Origin of the sequence: Actinobacillus succinogenes 130Z (assembly GCF_000017245.1) — a bacterium.
Taxonomy (GTDB): domain Bacteria; phylum Pseudomonadota; class Gammaproteobacteria; order Enterobacterales; family Pasteurellaceae; genus Exercitatus; species Exercitatus succinogenes.
Window position 1 is genome coordinate 2,285,611 of the sequence record NC_009655.1, and the last position, 22,174, is coordinate 2,307,784.

General features: G+C 48.4%; 25 protein-coding genes. 6 read left to right on the plus strand and 19 right to left on the minus strand.

Annotated features, from left to right (window positions below; all coding sequences use genetic code 11):
- Positions 1 to 102 precede the first annotated feature (102 nt).
- Positions 103 to 441 carry a winged helix-turn-helix transcriptional regulator gene (locus ASUC_RS10750; protein ID WP_012073801.1) on the plus strand — a complete coding sequence of 113 codons (339 nt, stop codon included), beginning with the start codon at positions 103 to 105 and terminating at the stop codon, positions 439 to 441.
- Positions 442 to 986: 545 nt separating this feature from the next.
- Here ASUC_RS10750 and ASUC_RS10755 read toward each other — a convergent pair.
- Together ASUC_RS10755 and ASUC_RS10760 are read right to left on the minus strand one after the other, a co-directional pair.
- Positions 987 to 1,826 carry an alpha/beta hydrolase gene (locus ASUC_RS10755; RefSeq protein ID WP_012073802.1) on the minus strand — a complete coding sequence of 280 codons (840 nt, stop codon included), beginning with the start codon at positions 1,824 to 1,826 and terminating at the stop codon, positions 987 to 989.
- 11 nt (positions 1,827 to 1,837) lie between these two features.
- A complete protein-coding gene (locus ASUC_RS10760; RefSeq protein ID WP_012073803.1) occupies positions 1,838 to 2,728 on the minus strand; it encodes a DAPG hydrolase family protein in 891 nt (296 codons plus the stop codon).
- A gap of 150 nt (positions 2,729 to 2,878) precedes the next feature.
- Between ASUC_RS10760 and ASUC_RS10765 the strand changes: the two genes are divergently transcribed.
- Positions 2,879 to 3,424, plus strand: a complete 546-nt coding sequence (locus ASUC_RS10765; RefSeq protein WP_012073804.1) for a TetR/AcrR family transcriptional regulator — start codon at positions 2,879 to 2,881, stop codon at positions 3,422 to 3,424.
- Between the two features lie 184 nt (positions 3,425 to 3,608).
- Here ASUC_RS10765 and ASUC_RS10770 read toward each other — a convergent pair whose 3' ends face one another.
- The 7 genes from ASUC_RS10770 to ASUC_RS10800 form a co-directional block, all read right to left on the minus strand.
- Positions 3,609 to 4,049, minus strand: coding sequence for a nuclear transport factor 2 family protein (locus ASUC_RS10770; RefSeq protein ID WP_012073805.1), 441 nt, complete (start codon positions 4,047 to 4,049; stop codon positions 3,609 to 3,611).
- 29 nt (positions 4,050 to 4,078) lie between these two features.
- Positions 4,079 to 4,549 carry a nuclear transport factor 2 family protein gene (locus ASUC_RS11035; protein ID WP_012073806.1) on the minus strand — a complete coding sequence of 157 codons (471 nt, stop codon included), beginning with the start codon at positions 4,547 to 4,549 and terminating at the stop codon, positions 4,079 to 4,081.
- Positions 4,546 to 5,643, minus strand: a complete 1,098-nt coding sequence (locus tag ASUC_RS10780; RefSeq protein ID WP_012073807.1) for an alpha/beta hydrolase — start codon at positions 5,641 to 5,643, stop codon at positions 4,546 to 4,548. The genes ASUC_RS11035 and ASUC_RS10780 overlap by 4 nt, the downstream gene beginning before the upstream one ends.
- A gap of 9 nt (positions 5,644 to 5,652) precedes the next feature.
- Positions 5,653 to 6,234, minus strand: coding sequence for an NAD(P)H-binding protein (locus ASUC_RS10785; RefSeq protein ID WP_012073808.1), 582 nt, complete (start codon positions 6,232 to 6,234; stop codon positions 5,653 to 5,655).
- 153 nt (positions 6,235 to 6,387) lie between these two features.
- Positions 6,388 to 7,497 (minus strand): alpha/beta hydrolase, encoded by a 1,110-nt coding sequence (locus tag ASUC_RS10790; RefSeq protein ID WP_012073809.1) that lies wholly within the window; start codon positions 7,495 to 7,497, stop codon positions 6,388 to 6,390.
- Positions 7,498 to 7,506: 9 nt separating this feature from the next.
- Entirely contained in the window at positions 7,507 to 8,487 is a 981-nt protein-coding gene (locus ASUC_RS10795; protein ID WP_012073810.1) for an aldo/keto reductase, read from the minus strand.
- A 46-nt stretch (positions 8,488 to 8,533) separates the two neighbouring features.
- Entirely contained in the window at positions 8,534 to 9,376 is an 843-nt protein-coding gene (locus tag ASUC_RS10800; protein ID WP_012073811.1) for an aldo/keto reductase, read from the minus strand.
- A 258-nt stretch (positions 9,377 to 9,634) separates the two neighbouring features.
- On the opposite strand from ASUC_RS10800, the gene ASUC_RS10805 reads away from it, so the two are divergent.
- A complete protein-coding gene (locus tag ASUC_RS10805) occupies positions 9,635 to 10,843 on the plus strand; it encodes an ATP-binding protein (protein ID WP_012073812.1) in 1,209 nt (402 codons plus the stop codon).
- Between the two features lie 67 nt (positions 10,844 to 10,910).
- Here ASUC_RS10805 and ASUC_RS10810 read toward each other — a convergent pair whose 3' ends face one another.
- The 4 genes from ASUC_RS10810 to ASUC_RS10825 all read right to left on the minus strand — a co-directional run bounded on the left by ASUC_RS10810 (position 10,911) and on the right by ASUC_RS10825 (position 15,383).
- Positions 10,911 to 11,600, minus strand: coding sequence for a DUF4405 domain-containing protein (locus ASUC_RS10810; RefSeq protein ID WP_012073813.1), 690 nt, complete (start codon positions 11,598 to 11,600; stop codon positions 10,911 to 10,913).
- 130 nt (positions 11,601 to 11,730) lie between these two features.
- Positions 11,731 to 12,423, minus strand: coding sequence for a flavodoxin (locus tag ASUC_RS10815; RefSeq protein WP_012073814.1), 693 nt, complete (start codon positions 12,421 to 12,423; stop codon positions 11,731 to 11,733).
- A gap of 37 nt (positions 12,424 to 12,460) precedes the next feature.
- Positions 12,461 to 14,089 carry a carboxylesterase/lipase family protein gene (locus ASUC_RS10820; protein WP_012073815.1) on the minus strand — a complete coding sequence of 543 codons (1,629 nt, stop codon included), beginning with the start codon at positions 14,087 to 14,089 and terminating at the stop codon, positions 12,461 to 12,463.
- 148 nt (positions 14,090 to 14,237) lie between these two features.
- A complete protein-coding gene (locus ASUC_RS10825; protein ID WP_012073816.1) occupies positions 14,238 to 15,383 on the minus strand; it encodes an aldo/keto reductase in 1,146 nt (381 codons plus the stop codon).
- A 141-nt stretch (positions 15,384 to 15,524) separates the two neighbouring features.
- Between ASUC_RS10825 and ASUC_RS10830 the strand changes: the two genes are divergently transcribed.
- On the plus strand, positions 15,525 to 16,400 hold the full coding sequence (locus ASUC_RS10830) for a LysR family transcriptional regulator (RefSeq protein ID WP_012073817.1): 876 nt from the start codon (positions 15,525 to 15,527) through the stop codon (positions 16,398 to 16,400).
- 80 nt (positions 16,401 to 16,480) lie between these two features.
- Here ASUC_RS10830 and ASUC_RS10835 read toward each other — a convergent pair whose 3' ends face one another.
- Positions 16,481 to 16,861 (minus strand): LLM class oxidoreductase, encoded by a 381-nt coding sequence (locus ASUC_RS10835; protein ID WP_198003513.1) that lies wholly within the window; start codon positions 16,859 to 16,861, stop codon positions 16,481 to 16,483.
- On the opposite strand from ASUC_RS10835, the gene ASUC_RS10840 reads away from it, so the two are divergent.
- Together ASUC_RS10840 and ASUC_RS10845 are read left to right on the plus strand one after the other, a co-directional pair.
- Positions 16,845 to 17,090 carry an efflux RND transporter permease subunit gene (locus ASUC_RS10840; RefSeq protein WP_041834675.1) on the plus strand — a complete coding sequence of 82 codons (246 nt, stop codon included), beginning with the start codon at positions 16,845 to 16,847 and terminating at the stop codon, positions 17,088 to 17,090. The two genes, ASUC_RS10835 and ASUC_RS10840, sit on opposite strands and share 17 nt — an antisense overlap.
- Positions 17,091 to 17,161: 71 nt before the next feature.
- Positions 17,162 to 17,671: a GNAT family N-acetyltransferase gene (locus tag ASUC_RS10845; protein WP_012073818.1), complete on the plus strand. Its 510-nt coding sequence runs from the start codon at positions 17,162 to 17,164 to the stop codon at positions 17,669 to 17,671.
- Positions 17,672 to 17,814: 143 nt separating this feature from the next.
- Here ASUC_RS10845 and ASUC_RS10850 read toward each other — a convergent pair whose 3' ends face one another.
- The 5 genes from ASUC_RS10850 to ASUC_RS10870 form a co-directional block, all read right to left on the minus strand.
- Positions 17,815 to 18,873, minus strand: coding sequence for an NAD(P)-dependent alcohol dehydrogenase (locus ASUC_RS10850; protein ID WP_012073819.1), 1,059 nt, complete (start codon positions 18,871 to 18,873; stop codon positions 17,815 to 17,817).
- Positions 18,874 to 19,500: 627 nt separating this feature from the next.
- Positions 19,501 to 20,136, minus strand: coding sequence for an NAD(P)-dependent oxidoreductase (locus tag ASUC_RS10855; RefSeq protein WP_012073820.1), 636 nt, complete (start codon positions 20,134 to 20,136; stop codon positions 19,501 to 19,503).
- A gap of 23 nt (positions 20,137 to 20,159) precedes the next feature.
- Complete coding sequence (locus tag ASUC_RS10860) at positions 20,160 to 20,657, minus strand: nuclear transport factor 2 family protein (RefSeq protein WP_012073821.1); 498 nt, start codon at positions 20,655 to 20,657, stop codon at positions 20,160 to 20,162.
- Positions 20,658 to 20,958: 301 nt separating this feature from the next.
- On the minus strand, positions 20,959 to 21,429 hold the full coding sequence (locus ASUC_RS10865; protein WP_049752200.1) for an HD domain-containing protein: 471 nt from the start codon (positions 21,427 to 21,429) through the stop codon (positions 20,959 to 20,961).
- 74 nt (positions 21,430 to 21,503) lie between these two features.
- Positions 21,504 to 21,845, minus strand: a complete 342-nt coding sequence (locus tag ASUC_RS10870) for a cupin domain-containing protein (RefSeq protein ID WP_012073823.1) — start codon at positions 21,843 to 21,845, stop codon at positions 21,504 to 21,506.
- Positions 21,846 to 22,174: the final 329 nt, after the last annotated feature.

The window sequence follows — 22,174 nt, forward strand, 5'->3', positions numbered from 1 at the left end:
GATTTGAGGTTTAAAAAAGAAAGTGCATGCATTATAATGCACTACATTTTTTAAAAATAGTACGAAACTTAACGTAATATACTCACCCAAAGGAAAGTACCCATGCTCAACGCCCCCCACTATCAAAACATCGAATCGCTGGACGAAACCGGCTTCGGCTATGCCCTCTCGCTTATCGGCGGAAAATACAAAATGGTGATTTTGTTCTGGCTGTATCTCAATCCGCCGAATATGCGGTTCAACGAGCTGCAACGCAAAATCGGCAAAATCTCGGTTAAAACATTAAGCCAATCGTTAAAAGAGCTGGAAAACGACGGGCTGGTGATCCGCACCGAATACCCGCAAATCCCGCCCAAAGTGGAATACAGCCTGTCGGACAAGGCCTTGTCCCTGATGCCGATTTTGGACAGCCTATGCCAATGGGGGGAACAAAACCGCTAGCGGAGGACGGCTTTTATCAAGCAACCGTAATGGAGAAACTGCGATAAACATCTGGTTTAAATACGCCGTTACCGCTTTTTTGGTGGTATTGGTGTCGGAAGTCGCCAAACGGAGCTATTGCCGAAATGGGGATTTTGGGGAGCGATCGGGGCAAGCACCTTTTTAACGGCGGGCGGATTTTATCTGTATGCACAAGTGTTAAAACTGTTTGATATTGTTTTGTGGTAGGGTTTTCAGACGGCATAAAAGTGTATTTGCAAAATTTTTAGAAAAAATGACCGCTTGCACCCTGCTCCGAAAACGAAACGCCGTCTGAAAGATAAATTTCAGACGGCGTCTCGGTTTTAAACCGCAAACATTTGTTGCAATGCGTATACGGCGTTCTATAAAAAATTATGCTTGAAACGACGGCTGCCCGTCGGCAGTTATATTCGCAATGTTCGCTAATTGCTCGGGAATGGCGTATCGCGATATTCGGGTGCAACCAGGTATTGCGAGCGAAGTGTTTGTATATTTTTCATGCTTTACTCTTTATCAGGTTGCGCTTACCGAACGAATCCCTGTGTACGTAAATACCCCAACATCTGTTGCAACGCCTGCCGGTGGTGGTTTTCGTTTTCAAAAATATGTTTTCCGCCTTTAATTACGGCAATTTCGGCATTGCCTGCCTGATAGCTGCTTCGGGCTTTATTGATGTAGCTCATCGGCACGATGTCGTCCGCATCGCCGTGAATAATTAACACGGGCTTGGTGTAGTTGCCGATTTTGCTGAACAGATCAAGGTTTTTTGCCACGTCAAAATAATCTCTGCCGAGCGGAATCCAGCCGCGATAATTGATTTCTGACGGTAATTTGCTGACATCGGGGGCGAATTTTTTAGCATCGTCTTCCAATACAAAAGCGGGATACATCAAAATCAAGCCTGCAATATCTTGCGGATTTTGCGCAGCGGTCAATGCCGAGACCACGCCGCCTTGGCTGCCACCGACCACCACAATTTTATTGCCGTCCACAAAATCCCATTTTTTCGCCGCTTCAATCACTTCCTGTAAATCGCGCATTTCGGTTTTAACGCTCATCTCCGTGGTTTTACCCGCACTTTTGCTTTCGGCACTGCCGCCGCGAAAATCAAACACATAGGCTGCCACGCCGTGTTCGGCAAGGGATTTGGCGTAAGCCTCCATCGTCGCGTGGGTTTTACTTAATTCGTGAGCGAAAATCACAAGCGGTACTTTGCCTTGCATGTTTTCGGGTCTGTACGCCTTGCCGTAAATTTGATTGAACGCCTGTCCGATGTAAGCCGGGGCGGTTTGCGGTTCGGCCGCCTGAACGGAAAGCGTATTCATGCCCAAAATAAGTGCGGTTAAAATGGTCTTGATTTTCATGATGTTTCTCCTTATTGCTGTCCGAATTGGGCATAAAGTTCAGGCAGAATTTCCGCTAAATGCGTGAACTCGGTCATATCGTGTACCGCCATTTCATAAGCGGAAGACAGTGCGTGCCGTTCGGTCAAACCTTGGCTTAGGGCAAACTGCACGCCGCGTTCGCCTGCACCCTCAATTTGGGCGATACGGCTGAATTCGGCGTGCGGCGTGGTGTAATACAGGCTGAACATTTCCGCACCGCCGTCCACGTTACGTACCAAGTGAATCAAAATCGCCGTTGCTACATTTTTATTGCCAACCGTGTGTGCCCAACCTGATGCGCTGGCGGTAATACCTTGTTTTTCCAACAGTTCCTGCGTAAAACCGAATTGGGTTGGCGGCACAAATTCCGCTTCGGTGTCCAGCACCATTTCGCCGATGTATTCCACAATATGGTTGCTGTTGTTGTAAAACCGTTCTTCAAAACTCAACGACGTATCCGCCGCACGCTCAGGATCGGCTAGGCTGTTGTTGATATGCGCCTGCGGAAACCACAGCGTGTAACGCTCTTTTTCCACCGTGTGCCACAGCATCCACCATTTGAACATTTCGCTATTGACGTTCGGCATAAAATGACGCGAACAGGTAAACGCGGTAATGCCGCGTCCGCCCTCGTTCAACACGCCGTAACCGCTCACAGGCATTTGATACGGATCGGCCAACCAACGGTTCAGATTCTCCGCCGTCGGGGCGAAAATTTTTTCAGACGGCAACGCACCCGCATTGACGGCATTGACCATTTCGACAGGTGCAGCCAATTGCGGATTAAAGAATTTTTCATAGCTTTTACCTTTGATATTTTGGGCGTTTTGTCTGCCTTGAATTTGCATTACAGGTTGTAAATACGTAATTTGGGTTTTCATTTTTTGCTCTCGCTGTGTAAAAAAGATGTGCAAATTTTAGGAAAAATCAGACCGCTTGCACATCGACAACAACAGGATAGATTGTCATAATAGACATACAAAAAAGCAGTTTAGTATTGTTATTTAGATATTTTGACGGAGCGTTGTCTGATGAAAACCGATTTGCGCATCTTGCGTACCCAAAAAGCCATTCGGGAAGCCTTTTTACAGCTTCTCAACCAAAAAGATTACAAAGAGATCAGCGTGCGGGAGATTTTGGAGCGAGCGATGGTCAACCGAATGACGTTTTACAAATACTATTCGGGCATTGATGATTTAGTGGCAAAACTGATTGCCGAATTTAAGGCGTTTTATGCTCAAAGCGTCTACGAACGCTTCACTTCGCCGAATGTCGCCGAATTTTTGCAGAACAACCTGCCTGCATTTCAGGAAAAAATTCCGCTGATGCTGGCATTGCAGAACATTCAGACCAAGCGGCACCATCTTTATCAAGATCAGCTGGATATTGTCAAAACGGTTTTTTTGGAAAAGTTCGCCGCCACTGCATACGATGAATTTAAGGATTATCAGGCAACGATGTTTGCCATGGCAGTAGTCGGCACCGAGCGGTATTACGCCGAAAGAGGCGAGCCGCTCCCCGCCGAAAAACTACCCGAACAATGGCGACATATTGCTGCGGCGTTAGGGGGGAAATGAGATTTTCAGGCAGCCTGAAAGCCGTTTTACCCGCTTCGCCCGCACCTTCTGAACCGTCGGCAAGCCGATGTTCCCGATGTTCAGATGCAGAAATTTTGCAAAATTTTTTCAAAAAATGACCGCTTGTAACCTGCAAAAATAAAACGCCGTCTGAAAATTTAGCTTTCAGACGGCATTCCCCAAATCACCCGATCTCACGGGTTTCGCTAATCATAAAGTTGGCGATACGCTTTTTAATCAGCCAGTTGCCGTTTTGTTTGGTGTAGGTATCGTTGTAACGTACGCTGTGTTCCAGCAGGGTTTGTTTACCCTCTTTTTCTTCCACCAGTTTCACCAGACAATAATTGATTGCCGTGGCGTTGTTTTCATCTTGGAAAGTAACGGTGTGCTGACCGTTCAAGTGATAGACGCTGTGGAAAGGGGCAAGATATTCGGCGAACACTTTTTCAATTTCGCCCGTGCCTTTCATTTCAAACACCAGTTTGCCGCCGATATAGGTATTAACCACCGCATCTTGCGTAAATAAAGGCATTTGTTCGGCGACTTTCTTTTCGTCGGCAAGGTTGGAAAAGGTATCCACCAAGTCTTTTAAGGCTTGGCGTTCGGTTTGGATATTAAAGCTCATAATATGCTCCGTTATTGAAGTTAAAAAAGTTAAAACAAAGTAGCAACGGCATTTTGTACCTGCCAGACATTGCCGTTTTTCATCGCCCGATAGTGCAGTTGCAGGTTCCAGGTTCCGCTTGCTCCCCAAATGGTGGCACGGGTGCGGGCTTTGCCGATCACATCAGCCGTATTGCCGTTTATTCGCACATTGACGCTGTGTTCGTCTATTTGGTGGTATTGCATTTTGCCCGTTTCAATATGGTTTAACCATTCGCTTTTGCTTTGTTTGTAGCCTGTGATGTGGGTAAGGGTAAAGCCGTCGGCAGTCAGCCTGTCAATCGTTTCGCTGTCTTTATCCAACATCGCCCGATTGATTCGGCGGTAAATGCCGGTCAAAACCTGTTCATCGTTCATGGTCTGTTTGTCCGTTTGTCTGCCCGTCTGTTCAGGCGGGGCGGTGTCGGCATAAGTGCAGGCCGATACGCCCAATATCACCGTCAGGATAAGGGGTTTTATCATTTATCCAGCCCCTTTTCTTTAAGCCAGTCTGCCATTAAATCGGCAAGCCGTGCGTTGTTTTTCTCGCCCATCAGAAAATGCGAATTGCCCTTAATGCCGATTTCGGGCAGGTGAACCAGCGTGGCGTCCCCGCCGTATTTATTAACGGTGGCGACGAACTGTTTCGCCATTTCAAGTTCGGTACCCCATTTGTCTTCGCCGACATTGTCCGAGCCGACGTGGATATAGTCGCCGTAATACAGCACAATCGGAATTCGGGTGAGTTTTTTGAACGCTTCCAATGGCACGCCCATGGCCGAGGCCCCCAGTACTTCAAAGCGTGCTTTGGTGATTTTCGGCATATCGTTTTCGGGGAAGACAAACGGCGTGCCGCCCGGTTCCCACGCCACAATCGCTTTCACTTTGTCGGAACGCAAGGCCGTACGCCAGCCGATGGTACCGCCCATGGAATGGGTAACCAAAACCGCCCCGCCGGTCCGATTCACCAGTTTTGCCAGCACATCGGCGTTCAAATCGTTATCCAAAGGCCCCGAACCGATGGTCCACGCCTGCTGAAAGGCTTGGTAGGCATTTTCGCCCGGCGGAAACTGGGCGTTGGCAACAGGCTTGCCGTCAGCGTCAAAATGTCCCATGCGGGATAAAATCCACAAGGTTTTGTCGCCGTACATCGGGTTGCTTGCCCAAGGAGTATCGGGCGTTACGGCTTGGGTGGACAAATTGGATTTACCGCTTCTGGGCTGGTCAAGCAGATACACACCGTAGCCCTTACGCACAAACAGCGTATCAAAGCCTTCCCGCCCGTCTACGGTGGTCTCCCAAGTGCGGGACGACTGCGCCCCGCCGTGCTGGAAAATCAAAGAATAGCGTTTGGCGTTCACAGGCTTTTGGAATTTCACATAAGCAAAATCGCCGTAGGCACGCTGACCGTCGGGGGCGGTGAAGTTTTCGGGGTTAAAACGCCCCTTGTGGGTAACGTAGCTACCACCCACAGTGAAACTGCCCTGTTCGGCGATGTTCAGGCTGCCTGAAGGAGCAGTGGTGCAGGCGGTTAAAAACGCCAAAGAAACGGCGGTGATAAGCGTTAGTTTTTTCATTGTTGTCTCCTATACCCGCCCGATGCCCACGCTTTTTTGTTTAAATTCATCGGGATTGGCGATGATTTTTTCAATCAGATCGGCAATGCTGGCACGGGAAACGCTTGTTCCCTTAAAAGGCTCGCCTTTTTGGGTGGTTTGGTAATCGATTTCCTGTCCGTCGGTAAACCACGCCGGACGGATAATCGTATAAGGAACATCCGAATTTTCAATTAGTTGGGCGGACTTTCTATAAGGATCTAAAACAGAGCCGTGGTTTTCGCCCGTCTCCCCGTAAATGCCCATAGAACTGATCCAAATCAAGTGTTTTACCTGATTGCGTTGAACGGTTTTAACCACATTATCCGCCATTTTTTCCAGACTGCCCGCCAGCCCCGCATAAACCATCTCCTGCCCTGACATTGCCGCATCCAAAGCGGGAAAATCCAACACATCGCCCTGAATGATTTGCACTTTTTCACCGGCAAATTCTGCAACGCTGTTCGGGTTTCGCACAAAAAGCGTTAACTGGTTGTCGGGATTTTTTAAAAGTTTGGGAATGACGACTTTTGCCAAACTGCCGCTTGCACCCAAGATAAGGATTTTGTTCATAAAATGTTCTCCATTAACGGCTTGGTTGCGGTCATTATAAACATTAGATTTAAAATGATTAACGGGGTAAAATTTGATAGGCTTGTGAATTTAATTCAATAATCAAGCGATCAGCTTTTGCAAAAAATCTGCAAAAGCTGATCGCTTGTACCCTTATTTATCCAAACCGTTGGCTTTCAGCCATCTTGCCATTTCATCCGCCACTTCGGTGTTGTTTAAGTCGGAAAACGGAAAATGAGTGTTGCCTTTAATGTCGATTTTCGGCAGGTGAATCACTTCGGCTTTACCGCCGTGTTTATTCACCGTTTCCGCCCACTGTTCCGCCAGTTTTTTGCGGATAAACCACTGTTCGCCGCCCTGCGTGCCGTCTAATTGTTCGGGGATAAAATCGCCGAAGTAGATCACTATCGGGATCTGCGTGAGTTTTTTGAACTGCTCAAACGGCACGCTCATCGGGCTGACATCGCCGAATTTGCTGCTTAATGCGGAAGGTACTTCGCCTTCGGGGAAGGGAAAATTACCCGGTTCCATCGCCACAATACCTTTCACTTTGTCGCTTGCCATTGCCGTTGTCCAGCCGATGACCCCGCCTGCGGAGTGGGTAACGAACACGCCGTCGCCTGTTTTTTCAAACAATTTCGCCATACTGTCGGTAATCACGCCCACATTAAACGTCCCTGTGGCCGGGGTCATTGAGCGGAAAAATTGTTCCTGTGCCGCTTTGTCCGCAGGGAACGCTACGCCTTTGTTCATTTCGGGATAAACGCCGATACGGAATTGTGCATACCAAAATTGCTCATCAGGCACTGCACCCATTTCGGCTTTTTCGGTGCTTTTGCCCGCCAGCCCGCTTCTTGGCTGATCGACTAAATAGATCGGGTAGCCTTTGCGTAAAAAGAGCGTATCAAAGCCTTCTCTGCCGTCCGGCGTGGTTTGCCAAGTGCGGATTGAGCCGCCGTAGCCGTGCAAAAAGACGAGCGGCGTTGATTTTGCTTGGGTCGGCACTTGATAAAACACACTAGCGTGGTCGCCGTGCAGGGTCATTCCGCCTGATTTCACGCTTGCCCCGTAAACGTCCCAAAATGACGCACTGTTTTTGTCGGCAATTTCCGCAGGAACAGGCGTGTAGCTGCCCTCGCTGGTTTTCACCGTACCGCCCACGGCAAAACTGCCCTGTTCGGCGATCATTAACGGTTCTTTGGCAAAAGAGAAGCTTGCCACACTGATAGCAAGGCTGGTCAGTAAAAAAGATTTTATTTTCATATTATCCCCTTAGCGATTGATCATTTTTTGTGAAGCGGCGGTATAACGATGACCGACAATTTCAATTTGTGCAAGTGCTTGATTGAGTTCGTTGAGTTCATCATCGGTTAATGAAATGCCGGCCGAGCCTAAATTTTCTTCCAAACGATGTAATTTGGTTGTGCCGAAAATCGGCACAATCCACGTTTTTTGTGCCAGTACCCATGCCAGTGCGATTTGTGCATTGGTTGCTTGTTTACGTTCGGCGATTCGGCGGATAACTTCGACTAATTGCATATTTTTCGCCATTGCTTCAGTCTGAAAACGGGGGAGATTTTTGCGGAAATCTCCCTCTTTAAATTCGCTTTGCGCATTAAATGCCCCGGTCAGAAAGCCTTTGCCTAACGGGCTAAACGGCACAAAGCCGATGTCTAATGCTTGCAAAGTGGAAAACACACTCTGTTCCGGCTCACGCCACCACATAGAATATTCACTTTGCAACACGGAAACAGCTTGCACGGCGTGAGCCTTGCGAATGGTTTCCGCGCCTGCTTCGGACAAACCGAAGTATTTCACTTTGCCTTCATCAATCAATGCTTTTACCGCCCCAGTGACTTCTTCAATCGGCACGGCGGGATCAACACGGTGCTGATAGAGAATATCGATATAGTCCGTTCTCATTCGTTTAAGGGATTGCTCTACCACTTGGCGGATGCGCTCGGGGTGGCTGTCCAGCCCTTCGGGTACATTGCCGTTTTTAAAGCCGAATTTGGTGGCGATGACCACCTGCTCCCGAAACGGGGCAACGCCTTTACCCACCAAAATTTCATTCGCTTCGCCGTAGGCTTCGGCAGTATCGAACAGCGTTACGCCCAAATCAAAGGCTCGTCGGATCAGTTTGATGCCGTCTGCTTGCGAAATGCCGTTCGCATAGCCGAAAGTCATATTCATACAGCCTAAACCGAGTTCGGATACGCTTAACCCTTGTGAACCAAGACGACGAGTTTTCATTTCATCTCTCCTATTTTGCAAATTTTTTCTCAAAAATGACCGCTTGTTACCCTCTAAATTCCGCTAACCACTTAATCATTTTCGGATCACGGTGATCAAAAATGGTTTCGTTGCGGTTAAGGGTGGCGATGTCGGCAAGATCTTGGCTATCGAGCGTAAAATCCAAAATCGCACGGTTTTCGGCAATGCGTTCCGCTTTTACCGACTTCGGAATAATCGCCACGCCCCGTTGATTCAGCCAACGCAATACCACTTGTGCCACCGATTTGCCGTGTTTTTCGGCAATTTTACCCAACACCGGGTTGCTGAAAATCTCAAATTTCCCTTCGGCAAGCGGTCCCCACGCCTGTTGCACAATGCCCAATTCTTTGTGGAACGCCACTTCCGATTCTCGCTGATAAAACGGGTGGGTTTCAATTTGATTGACCGCCGGCACAATTTCACGGCAGGTAATCAAATCCATCACTCTGTCCATATGGAAATTGCTCACACCAATCGCCCGTGCTTTGCCTGCTTTGTAGAGATCTTCCATTGCCCGCCACTGCTCGTGTACTTCGCCGAACGGCTGGTGCATTAAATAGAGATCCACATAATCCAACCCTAAACGGTCAAGGGAATCCTGCAACGCTTTTTTCGTGCCTTCGTAGCCGTTTTCACGCTGAATCCAAAGTTTGGTGGTCACGAAAATCTCTTCACGGGGAATACCGCTCGCTTTAATCGCCCGCCCTACGCCCGCTTCATTGCCATAAACCGCAGCGGTATCAATCAAACGATAACCGGCCTGCAACGCCTGTAACACCGCTTTTTCCGTTTCATCGTCCGATACCTGATACACTCCAAACCCAATCATCGGCATTTCTACGCCATTGTTCAAAATCACTTTTTCCATTGCTTTCTCCTGTTAGAGGAACTTTTGCCCCGATTGATTGACTGGGGATAAGTATAAAGCGTGAAGATTGTTTTGATTAGATGGGGTAAAGTTGATGGGCTTGTGAATTAAATTCAACAATCTTTCAGCCTACTTTGTCTGATTGCTTGATACTCACAAACACTTTGCTTTTCGCTCTATTTCTGGCATAAAATAGTTTCCATTAGTATCAAACAATAGTGTTCGTTAGTAACGAATAGATTGATAAGGAGCTATTTTATGCTGTTAAAATCCGAACTTGCCCAAGCCATTACAAGCCAGCAACAACAGCTACTATTGCCACAAACCTACCCACGACAAATGTTAGACAAAATTAAAATTCTACCTAATTTTGCCTTGGTGGTGTCGGGGATTCGCCGTAGTGGGAAAAGTACATTGCTCACTCAACTTATTGAGAAACAAGCAGAAAATAGTTATCTCTTTCTCAACTTTGACACGCCGCAGCTTTTCAATTTTGAATTTACTGATTTTGCTTTGCTAGATGAAATCATTGCAGAAAATCCGAATTGTAGAACTTTGTATTTTGATGAAATTCAAGTGATTGAAGGTTGGGAAGTGTATGTGCGTGGCAAGCTCGATCAAGGCTATCAAGTAGTGGTAACGGGCTCTAATGCGTCCTTGCTCAGCCGTGAACTCGGCACAAAACTGACAGGGCGGCACATCAGCAAAGAGCTTTTCCCTTTCTCTTTTGTGGAGTTTTGCGAATTTCTCGGCAAAGCAAAAAATGCCGACGCAGTATCGGATTATTTGGCTCTCGGCGGTTTTCCGCAATATCTGCAATTTAATGAAGACGAGATTTTAAACGCCTTGATTAACGATATTTTATACCGTGATATTATCGTACGTTTCGGCATTCGTGACGAACGTGCGATGAAGCGTCTGTTGCTTTTTTTGGCGGGCAATGTGGGCAACTTAATTACCGCAAACAAACTCAAACAAAACCTTGAAGTGAAAAGCACTTCCACTGTGCAGGAATATCTTTCGCATTTGGAGCAAGCCTATGTGGTTCATTTGTTACCAAAATTTGCCTATTCCTACAAAACCCAGCTTGCTAACCCACGCAAAGCTTATTTTATTGATAATGGCTTACAGCGTGTGATTAGTCCGTCTTTCAGCCAAGATCTCGGCAGAAAGCTGGAAAATGCCGTATTTTGGGAACTCAGACGACAATTTTCAGAGCTGTATTACTACAATGAAAGAAACAAAGAATGTGATTTTGTCGTCTGCCAAAACAGCACGCCGACACAGCTAATTCAAGTCTGCTGGCAACTAAATGCCGAAAATATCGCCCGAGAGCGAGACGGCTTAGTTGATGCGATGAATTTCTTCCAACTCGAACAAGGCATTATTGTTACTTTTGATCAGGAAGATAAAATGATTGTTGATGGGAAAGTGATTGAGATTGTGCCGTTTTGGAAGGTGTTTTAGGGGGAAAATTGTTAAATTTTATTGAGCAGCAATAGTTTTCATAAAAATGCCGTCTGAACCCCAAATTTCAGACGGCATTTGCAAATTTCTCCCTAAAAAACACCACCCACACGCCAATTCGTGTTACATAAGCCACTGCAATCAACATTGCAAAAAAATCAAAATAAAAGACCGCTTGCGATTCGCCGTGATTGAAATAAGCAAAATCCACCTGCATTAGTAAATAGGGCAATAGTTCCCGTTCAGCAAACACCCAAAAGCCATAAGCGGCGATAATCGTCCAGCAGGTGGGGATTAGGTATTTCGCCAGCCAATATTCCAGATTCAAACGGTAGGCGTTGGCGAATAGGTTGGTAATCGCTTTCCAATGCAGCCCTAAATGCACGCCGACGGCAATTTGCAGCCAGTGGGTGCCGGTCATATGGATTTTGCGGGTGAAATCGTCGGTCAGGTGGAACGGCATTTCGGCAAACAGGTGCTTAGAGAGTAGAATACCGCTGATACAAGCGGTCAAAAACAGCAAAAAAGTGGCAAAATTTACGGTGGTTTGAAAGGCTCGATAGCCGTTGTATTTGCCCGTAAACAGCTTTTTCAGCCACCAAGTATTGAGCGTTAAATGGGAAATAATCAGGGCGAAAAACGCCAGCCCCAGCCATTCGTGGGTGATTTCTTCATATAGGTGATAGCCGAATAATGACAGCAACACTGCCGTCATAATGAGATCTTGGGCGAGTTGGAAAAGGTATTTTTTCTTCATATTTGTACTGTCCGGTACGAGCCGTACCGGGTTCGGTAAATCAAGCCGCTCTGCGGCTTTGGGCGGTTGAAAACAGCCCCAACGGGGCTAGGTTTATAGAGCCTTGCACAGCTTGTGCAAGGATGGGAGATTATTTAGCATACCCGTTCTTTTGCAAAAACTCCGCCAATTTCGCTTCCACTTGGGGTTCGGCACGCACGCTTTTGTGCAGGTAGGCTTCAAAACCGTCTTTGACGATAGCGTTCGGGGCTAATTTTTTCAATTCACGATCCGTACCGCTGAAACGGCTGCCGCCGTGTCCGACAACCGGCACAATGGTTTTGCCGCTGAAATCGGTTTGTTCAAGCAGGCTGTACCACGCCATCGGGGCTTTATACCACCAAATCGGGTACACCAAAAATACCGTATCCACACCGTCTAAATTCGGCAGGGCTTTTAATTCGGGTTTGATGTTTTGGCGTTGTTCGTTTTGGGCGTAATCCAATAACGGCTGATGCGTGGTGGGGTAAGGCTTGACGGTTTCCAAACGGAACAGTTCGCCCCCTGCGGTTTTCTGAATCTCTTTGGCAAGATATTCGTTCGCCCCGAGCATTTCGCCGTTTTTAATCAATTTGCTTGCCCCTGATACCCCGTCCACCAGTTGCTCGGCGGTGTAATTTTCAGGCTGTGAGAAATAGATAATTAAGTTTTTTGCCTGTGCTACTTGTGTGGCAAACAGGGCGATAAAAAGTACGGTGAGTGTTTTCATCATTTTTCTCTCTCGGTTGTTTGAATAACCTATTTTCTGTGATAAATCGCAGTAGATAAATAGGGTTTGATTCATAAGGGGTATGAGAAAAATTCATTACCCCATACGCAAATTAAAATTTCACATTCGGTGCAAGCAGTTTTAACAAGGCTTCATCGTGGTGTTGCACTTGTTTGACTTCGTTATCAAAAATCATCGTTGCTCCGTTTTCACGGTTGTAAGCGTCCCATTGTGGTAAGCCCTTGCCGTTTGGGTTGCCGGTTTTGGCGAAGTTTGCCCAAGCGGTACTCATTGTGTTGGCGAGTTTTTGAGCTTGTTCACCACCGCCTGTGGCTTGTTGCATTTTGTCTATGTTGTTGAATACAAAGGCAATTTCTGCGATGTGGTAGCTCATTGGAATACCATTAAACACAGGCGTATCCCACGAAAACAGATAGTTATACACTGGGGCAGAGCGTTGATCCGCTTTCAAGCGGGCGGTTTTCAAGGCAGGCACACGCAAGAAAGTGTCCACATAAAGGGCATCTGCGATATTTCGCGCTGGGTATGCCTGTTTGAACGCATTTTGGATTTCAGCCGATTTCTCGCCAAAGCGTTCCGCTAATTTTTGCTGTTTTTGCTCGTCTGTCCAAGTGTTGCGGTTATCGTTTTGATATTTCGCCACATCTAGTTGCAGTGGAAAGCTCTCCCACTCGGTTAAATTTGAACCAATTAACAGCGGAATGTTTTTCGCCATTTCAGGGTATTTTTCGCCTACGGGGTCTTGTGGAATATAGTTGCCGTCTAGCGTTGGTGCCCATTGAAGATTGATCCCCGTGCCACGCAAATCGGTAAGTTGCAAGGTTTCAGCCGTCTGTTTTAATGCCTTATCTGTCGCTTCGTTAATCTGGGCTGGGGTAAAATCTGCCAGTTTTGCCACTTCGGTAATGCCTAAATTTGCCAGCGTAAACTCCGCCACTTTACGGCTTGCCTCACGGCTGGTTAGGGTCATTCCCATTTTCTCCACCGCACCGCTTTGCACAATCGCTTTATGAAACAAGCCTTGTGCCGCAGGGGTTGCCATTAGGGTTAGCACTTTTGCCCCACCGCCACTTTCGCCGAAAATAGTTACATTATCAGGATCGCCCCCAAATTGAGCGATATTCTCTTTTACCCATTCAAGGGAAGCGACCAAATCCATTACGCCCACATTCGCGGAATTTTTATACTGTTCGCCATAGGCGGATAAATCCAAATGCCCCATTGCATTTAAGCGATGATTCACCGACACCACAACCACATCTTGGCTACGGGCAAGGTTTTCGCCGTCGAAGCTGACCAAATCATTTGATGAGCCTGATTGGAAACCACCGCCGTGAATCCACACCATTACCGCCCGTTTTTTGCCGTCATTCAGAGCAGGTGTCCACACATTCAAATTTTGGCACGCTTCGCTCTCAGGCATTTCATTCCCCACAAAAAAGAATGAACGACCGCCAAACCGTGTTTGTGGGCAAACATCGCCATAGGTTAAAGCGGTTTTAATCCCGTCCCACTTTGCCACTTTTTGCGGCGGCATAAAGCGTTGTGCTTGGGCGTAGGGAATGCCTTTGTAAGTCAAAATGCCGTCTTGAATATAGCCCTGCACCGTGCCTTGTGCAGTTTGCACCACCGCAATACCGTTCCCTGCCTGAATTTCCGCTTGGGCAAAAGCGGTAAAAAGTGAAAGGGTTAAAAAGGAAAGTGATAATTTTTTCAACATAGTGAACTCCAACATTGTAATGGAAAGGGATTATTTTGATTAGATAGAGTAAAATTGATAGGCTGGGGCGGAATCTGAAAAGTGCCGAAACCCAAAACGGGCATGGATACGCTGTTGGATAAGGTGATGTTTTGCATGGTTTATCCTCCTATCGGACTTCTGAGAATTTTAAAATGGCTTCGGGCAGGCGTTCGCCCGTGATTTGGATTTGCTCCAATTCGTTGCGGAACGCTTGTAATTCGCTATCGGTAAATACAATATCGTTTGCTCCCAGATTTTCCATTAAATGAAAACCTTTGGTTGTGCCGGCAATCGGCACGATGCCGTCATATTGAGCCAACAACCACGCCAGTGAAAACTGGGCAGGCGTACAAACTTTTCGGTCTGCCCATTTGCGGATTAAGACAAACAGTTTGGCATTTTGGGCTAAATTTTCAGGGGCAAAACGGGGCAAAATGCCACGCAAATCTTGGCTGGGGTCATCGGCAAAGCGGGTATTTTCATTGACATAGCCCGCCAAAGTCCCCATTCCCAACGGAGACCACGGCACAAAGCCGATACCCAATTCACGACACACAGGCAACACATCGTTTTCACGCCCGCGAAACAGCAGGGAATACTCGCTTTGAACGGCAGTAATCGGGGCGATGGCATGGGCTTTTCTGATGGTTTGCGGTGAAACTTCGCACAATCCGTAACCTAAAATTTTGCCGGCTTTCATCAGCTCCTGCATCGTCCCTGCAATCTCTTCTACGGGAACTTCGGGGTCGGCACGGTGTTGATAGAGCAAATCGATATAATCGGTTTGCAGGCGTTTGAGCATATTGTCCACCACCCGCTTGATATGGGCAGGCTTACTGTTTACCTTGCCCGTGCGTTGTCCTGTGGCTTGGTCAATGTCCCAACCGTATTTGGTTGCCAGTACAATTTGTTTGCGGAACGGTTTGATTGCTTCGCCCACAATCGCCTCACTTTTAAACGGCCCGTAGGCTTCGGCGGTGTCAAAAAACGTAACGCCGTGGTCAAAGGCTTGGCGGATAACCCTAACAGACTGCTCTTTGGCGGGTTCCGGCACGCCGTACATATTCTGTCCGAAGCCCTGACAGCCCAAGCCCAAAGCCGATACGGTAAATTTGCCCAATTTTCTTTGATTTAGCGGGGTTCGAGTCGGCTTTGGAGATTGGTTGTCGGCAAAAGCCTTACCCGCCGTCAGAACGCCGGAACCGGCGGACACCGCAACACCCAGCCCCAGCACCCCGCTGCTTTTTAACAAATTTCTACGTGAGAGCGACATATTTTTCTCCTTATAAAACAAGATATGAGTACATAATAACCGATAGCATTGCATTTTATTAGTAGGCAAAATTTGATGAACTTGTGAATTTAATTCACAAATTTGCTATAATAGTGAGAAACTCTCAACTCAATCATCTTTATGCAAAACTTAAACGACTTACGCACCTTTGTCTTGGTTGTCGAACACAAAAGCTTTACCAAAGCCGGCGAAAAACTCGGCATTTCCGCTTCGGCGGTGTCGCATTGTGTCAGTAATCTGGAAAACCGTCTGAATATCCGCCTGCTCAACCGAACCACCCGAAGTGTCTCGCCCACGCCCGAAGGATTAAGCCTGTTAAACGACATTTCGCCCTACCTGCAAGCCATTGATTTATCGGTACAAAAACTTGAAGAAAATCAAGACACGCCGATGGGGACGGTACGCATTAACGCCAGTCAGGTTGCCATAGAAATGGCGGTTTTGCCCAAACTCGCCCCGATTTTGAGCCGCTTTCCCCATATTCAGATTGAACTGCACAGCGAAAACCGTTTTGTGGACATCGTCGGCGAAGGCTTTGATATGGGCGTGCGAATAGGCGATGATGTGGCAAAAGATATGGTGGCGGTTAAAGTTTCCCCGCCTTTGACGACAGCCATTGTCGCCAGCCCCCGATACCTTGCCGACAAACCCATCCCCCGACATATCAAAGACTTGGACAATCACCGCCTGATTGCTTTACGCTTAGCGGCAGACCGCCGGCCGATTGCGTGGGATTTTCGGATTAAGGGCAAGCCGGTATCTTATACTCCCAAAGGACAGCTTTTGCTCAACAGCAATCCCCTGCCTGCAATCAAACATCACTTGGGCATCGGGTTTATGCCGTATTTTATGGTGGAAAAAGAATTGAAATCGGGCGAGCTGGTGGAAGTGCTGGGCGAATACCGTATGACTTACGAACCGCTTTATGCCTACTACCCCAGCCGAAAACACCACTCCAAAGCCTTTGAAACGGTGCTTTCTGCGTTAAGGGAGTAGCGTTCGGGCAGCCTGAAAACCGTTTTGAAAAATTTTCATAAAAAACCACCGCTTGCAGCCTGCAAGCGGTGTTTTTGCGTTTATAACTTCGCCAACACGTTTTCCGCCAAATCGTGCAGCACTTCACCGGCGGGGCGGGTGCCGGGTTTGAGGTTGAGGGTAACGTGCGACAGCCCTTGTGCCTGCTGTTCCTGCCAAAATTCCCGCAAGCCGTTTGCTCCGCCACGCAGGTAAATATTGTTGTAAAGACGGGCGGGTTCGTTCGGGTTTTCCAGCAGTTCCACAAAGTTGGCATAACCGAACGGCCGCCAAATGCCGTCTCGGTTCAGCCCGTTTAGCCGTTTGACGATATTGGCGGTGTCGGCAGGATTGACCCCGTGCCAAATCCACGCATCGGGCGTGTTGGCGAGCCAGTCAAACTCTTGCCTTGCCCGCCCGATCATCATGACCACCATCGCCATGGTGGCGGGGATGGTACCCGCCGTCCTGGCCAGCGGCTCCGGGGCGGCCTTCCGCGCCCCGATGGCCGTCGCCGTAATATGCGGCCTGATTGCCTCTACCCTGCTCAGCCTGATTTTCGTGCCGGTGATCTACTCGCTGATGGACGATGCCCGCAATTGGCTGGCACCGAAACTGGCGAAACTGACCTCGGTGACGGCGGAAGACAGAAAGCTGGGCGAACGGCAATAATCCGATGCCGTCTGAAAACCGTTTTCAATACTGTCTTTCAGACGGCCTCAACCTACAGTAAAGGAAAAAATATGCTTAATATCAAACCCTTGCCCGCCGAAAAGCACGAATGGTTTATTACCGCTTTGCAGCAGGCTTTCCGTCAGGCGGTGCAGGATTCGTTGCAAGACGGCGAAGAGATCATCAGCCGCGGAGAAATCGAATCCGCCATGCAGGGCAAAAAAGCGGAAAGCCTGCTGATTGAACAAAACGGCGACCCGGTCGGCGGCGCGGTGGTCAAAATCGACCCGCAAACGCAGCGCAATGAATTGGAACTGTTTTTCATCCGCACTGAAAAACACGGCAAAGGCATCGGGCAACAGGCGTGGAAGCTGATCGAACAACGCTACCCGCAAACCGAAACCTGGGAAACCCACACCCCCTATTTTGAAAAACGCAATATCCATTTTTACCTGAAATGCGGCTTTCACATCGTGGCGTTTTACCGCGACCGAGCGCACTCCGACAACCGGCGGCACGACACCATGCCCGATGAAATGTTCCGCTTTGAAAAAGAGATGAACAACGGACAGAGAGATTAGGGATTAGAAAAATACCCGAAAACGGTTTTTCAAAACGTTTTTGCAAAATTCCGGAAAAATCCGACCGCTTGCAAACCGGTTTTCAAAAACAGAAAGGCCGTCTGAAATCAATCTTTCAGACGGCCTGTCGTTAACACAAAACCTTATTGTTTCAAACTCGCCATATCAATCACGAAGCGGTATTTCACGTCGGATTTGAGCATGCGTTCGTAGGCTTCGTTGATGGTTTGCATGTCGATCATTTCCACATCCGGCACGATGTCGTGTTCGGCGCAGAAGTCCAGCATTTCCTGCGTTTCCGGAATGCCGCCGATGACAGAGGCGGCGACGGAGCGGCGGCCCATAATCATCGGTACGGTGTTGATGGTCTGCTCCAGTTCGCCTACCAAGCCGACCAGCACCAAGGTGCCGTCCAAGGCCAGGGTCGGGATGTAAGGTTTCAAGTCGTGGGTGTATGGCACGGTGTCGATAATCACGTCAAAGGTGTTGGCGACTTCTTTCATTTGCGCTTCGTCGGTGGAAAGCACCACGCGGCTTGCGCCCAAGCGGAAAGCGTCGTCGGATTTGCCGGCGGATCGGGTGAAGAGGGTCACTTCCGCGCCCATCGCTTTGGCCAGTTTGACCGCCATGTGGCCGAGGCCGCCGAGGCCGACCACGCCCACTTTCGAGCCTTTGCCCACGTTCCAGTGTTTGAGCGGCGAATAGGTGGTGATACCGGCACACAACAGCGGGGCGACGGCTTTGGTGTCCAGTTTTTCGGAAACGCGCAGCACGAAATCTTCGCTCACCACTACCGCCGTGCTGTAGCCGCCTTGGGTCAGGCTGCCGTCGTGGCGGTCATGGCTGCCGTAGGTGCCGGTGTTGCCTTCTTCGCAGTATTGTTCCAAACCGCGCTGGCAAGGCGAACAGGTGCGGCAGGAATCGACCATGCAGCCCACGCCCACCAAGTCGCCGACTTTGAATTTTTTGGCATTGCTGCCGGTTTGGGCGACGCGGCCGATGATTTCGTGGCCGGGTACGATCGGGTAAGTGTGCGTCCAGCCCCAGTCGTTGCGGGCGGTGTGCAGGTCGGAATGGCACACGCCGCAATACAGAATATCGATTAACACGTCGTCTTCACGCAGGTCGCGACGCTCAAAATCATGGGGTTTTAAAGGGGTGGTGGCGCTGAATGCGGCATAGGATTTTACGGGATGGGTCATTGTTGCTTGCTCCTTGTTGATTTAAAAAGGGATAACCGATAAATGGTTAAATTATAGAAGAGCGAACATATCATTTCAAATCGATAATATTGATAGTCAGGTATCACCCAGCGTGATGGTTGGGAGCGGAAAACAAAAATACCGTTTTCAGCTTGATCTACACCCTAAAGGTAGAACATCTGATTGGAAGTGCAGATGATGTCTCATTCTTATCCATTTCGTTTAAACGTTATCAAACTGATTACCGAGTAAGATTTCGGTCTCCGTGAAGTTGCTCAACGTCATAACATTTCTCATGCACCCTGTCATCAATTGACTAAAAGCATTTCCTAAAACCGACCGATTGCCCGATAATTCGCAGAGACCAAAGTGTGTTTTACGATACAAAAGAATGGATGAACATGTTAGAAAGACTGAACCCTGCACAATACAAAGCTCAATATTTAGATAAATTAACCTATCCGACTTTTGAAAACGGCTCAATAAGCGGTCGGATTTTTCCGGAACTTTACCGAATTGCTCTCTTACCGGATGCGCTTTTCAAGGTTTAACATCCGCTCATCGGTATATTCCGGAACGGGTATTTTTCGGACTATTCGTCGCCTAAGCGGAAATAATCGCAGGGTTTTAAACCCCCAGCACGCTGAAGCGTTTTTGGACGAATTGTTCGTTTTTGAGCTCGTCGATCATCGCAATCGCATAATCCGCATAGCTGATGACGCTCTCGCCTTTGTCGTTGACGGTGAAGACTTCGCCCGCGGTGATGTATTTACCGGTTCGCGGCATGTCCGCCTCGAATTCCGCCGCGGGGGAGAGATAGGTCCATCGCACGTCGTCTCGTTTTCCCAACGCGGCCAGGCCTTTCGACATCGCGGTGGCGGTCGGTTTGTAGGCTTCGGGGAAATCGGGGGTATCGAGCAGGCGGGTGGTGTGGCTCTCGTCGGTGTAAAGCCCGCCTGCGCCGCCGACCACCAGCAATCGGGTCGACGTACCGCTTAACAAATCGGCCAGGTGCATCAGCCCGTCGGTGTGCAGGTGGCGGGTCTCTTCGCTCCAGGTGCCGAATGCGGTGATGACTGCGTCAAAGCCGGCCAAATCGCTTTTTTCCAGGCTCATGATGTCTTTGCAGATCACTTTCGTTTTCTCGTTTTGGTACGCCGGGTTGCGCACGACGGCGGTCACGTCGTAGCCTTGCAGTAAAGCTTCGTCTACGATTTTGCTGCCGGCTTGGCCGTTTGCGCCGATGATTGCGATTTTTTTCATGTCGGATTCCTCGTTAAGTCAAATTAAAACATTGAGCGGCCGCTGGCGGTTTTTTCCGGCACTTGCTGGATTACGTCCCAGTGTTCGACGATTTTGCCGTTTTCGTCAAAACGGAAAATATCCACCACTGCTTCGCCGCGGTCTTTTTCATCCATGGTGCTGTGCACGTGCAGCATCACCAAATCGCCGTCCGCCATTACGCGTTTGATTTCGGCCTTGGATTTCGGGTGCTTGTTCAAAAACGGTACGAACGCATCGATAAACGCCTGACCGCCGTCCGCAACGTCAGGGTTGTGCTGCAAATAGGGTTCGCCGACGTATTTTTCCGTCGCTTCTTGCACTTTGTGCCGGTTGAACGCCATTTCGTAAAAGGCCAAGGCATTGGCTTTGTTGCGTTCTACCTGCGTTTGCACGGCAGCCTGTGCGACGGTTTGGTTGCGACCCGCTTCGGCGGATGCGGTTTGGCAGCCCGACAATGCCATGCTTGCCGACACGGCGGTACAAATCAATAATTTTTTCATGCTGTTTTCCTTATTTTTCGTCACGATCTTGTAAAGTTTTGCCGTCGAAACCGAGCGCGCTCAGCGGGGGAATGCGGTGTATTATACTGAAATAAAAATTGGAAAAAACCACGTTTTTTGAATTTGATTATTTCAATTTATGAAACAAATATCAGAAAAAAATGAACGGTATTTTAGCGGTCAAAGCCTTTTTAACCGCGGCGAAAACCGGTAGTTTCACTGCCACGGCAGGCGGGGAGCCTCCCAGGCCTATGGTCAGCCGTGCTATGGCGTCGGCGGCGTCCCTTATCGGCATTTATTATCAGTCTGTCGCAAGCACCGTTTCACTCTCCGCTACCAACGCCCGTGCAAATTCCGTCAATTCCCGGGCAGCGTCGGTGCGCAGATACCGAGGGTCAAAATATTGTTCGCCCAGGCGAAAACGGTCGAGACCGTCGGCGTCTTTGAAGATTTGATAAAGGAATGTCGCCTCCGCCGTATTCGGCAGGTATTTTTCAATTCCAGCGATGCCGAAATCGTCGTTACGATCGTGATATTTCATCAGAGCGACAGCGGTATCATCCACGAATAATTCATGCGTTTCACAGTAGCGGCGGTAATAGACGGCGGCTCGCCCACCGTGACCGGTGTCGTAACTATCGTCTTGTCTTTGGCTGTCGTGGAAAACCGCGACGGTACAGAGGGTATCGCGTTGGGCTTCGTTCAATTGCAGGCGTTCGCCGAGGATGACGGAATAAAGCAGCACGTGGGCACAATGGGATTGCCCCTGCAACCTGTATTCAGTTAACCTTTTAGGTACGGAATACGATTCATATCGGCATCGTATCAATATATGTTCTAATGAAATTATTTTTCTTCCGGACGCGGAAATACGACGGTTAAAAAGAACTTGAAGTTTTCAATACCGTACAGCGCATGCGGAATATTGGCGGGCATGACAATGCTTTCTCCTGCTGAAACTTCATAATCCGTTTGATCAATCGTAATGCGCGCCTTCCCTTCCAACACCGTTACTAACGCATCGCCCGGCGCTTTATGTGCGCTAATCCCCTCACCTTGCGGAATACTGAATAACGTTAACCCCGCCCCTTTATTCTGCGCCAGAGTTTTACTGCTTACCTGCCCTTCGTGAAAAGCGATTTGATCGGCTAAATTTAATACGGTTGCTTTTTCGATGTTTTTTAACATGGTTGACTCCTGTTTGGTTTTCTGGTGTGCAAAAAATTTCTGAGACTATCCTTGATAACCGGCAACTTGTTCTTTATTTCCATCGCTTACGGTCATCTAAGGTTTTAAATTCGGCTCAACGTCATATTCGCTTCAATATACCCGACTAAAACACTCGGAATTTTAGTTCAATAATAACAATTCTTATTTGCATATTCAATAATAAAATGACTGTTTTTAAAAAGACTAAAATTTGGATTTGGATTTACGATACCGTAATAGGCACAAACGAAAACACCTTCGCCGAGCTATTCTTAGTTCGCCCGCGTCGGCACATAAAAAATCATTTA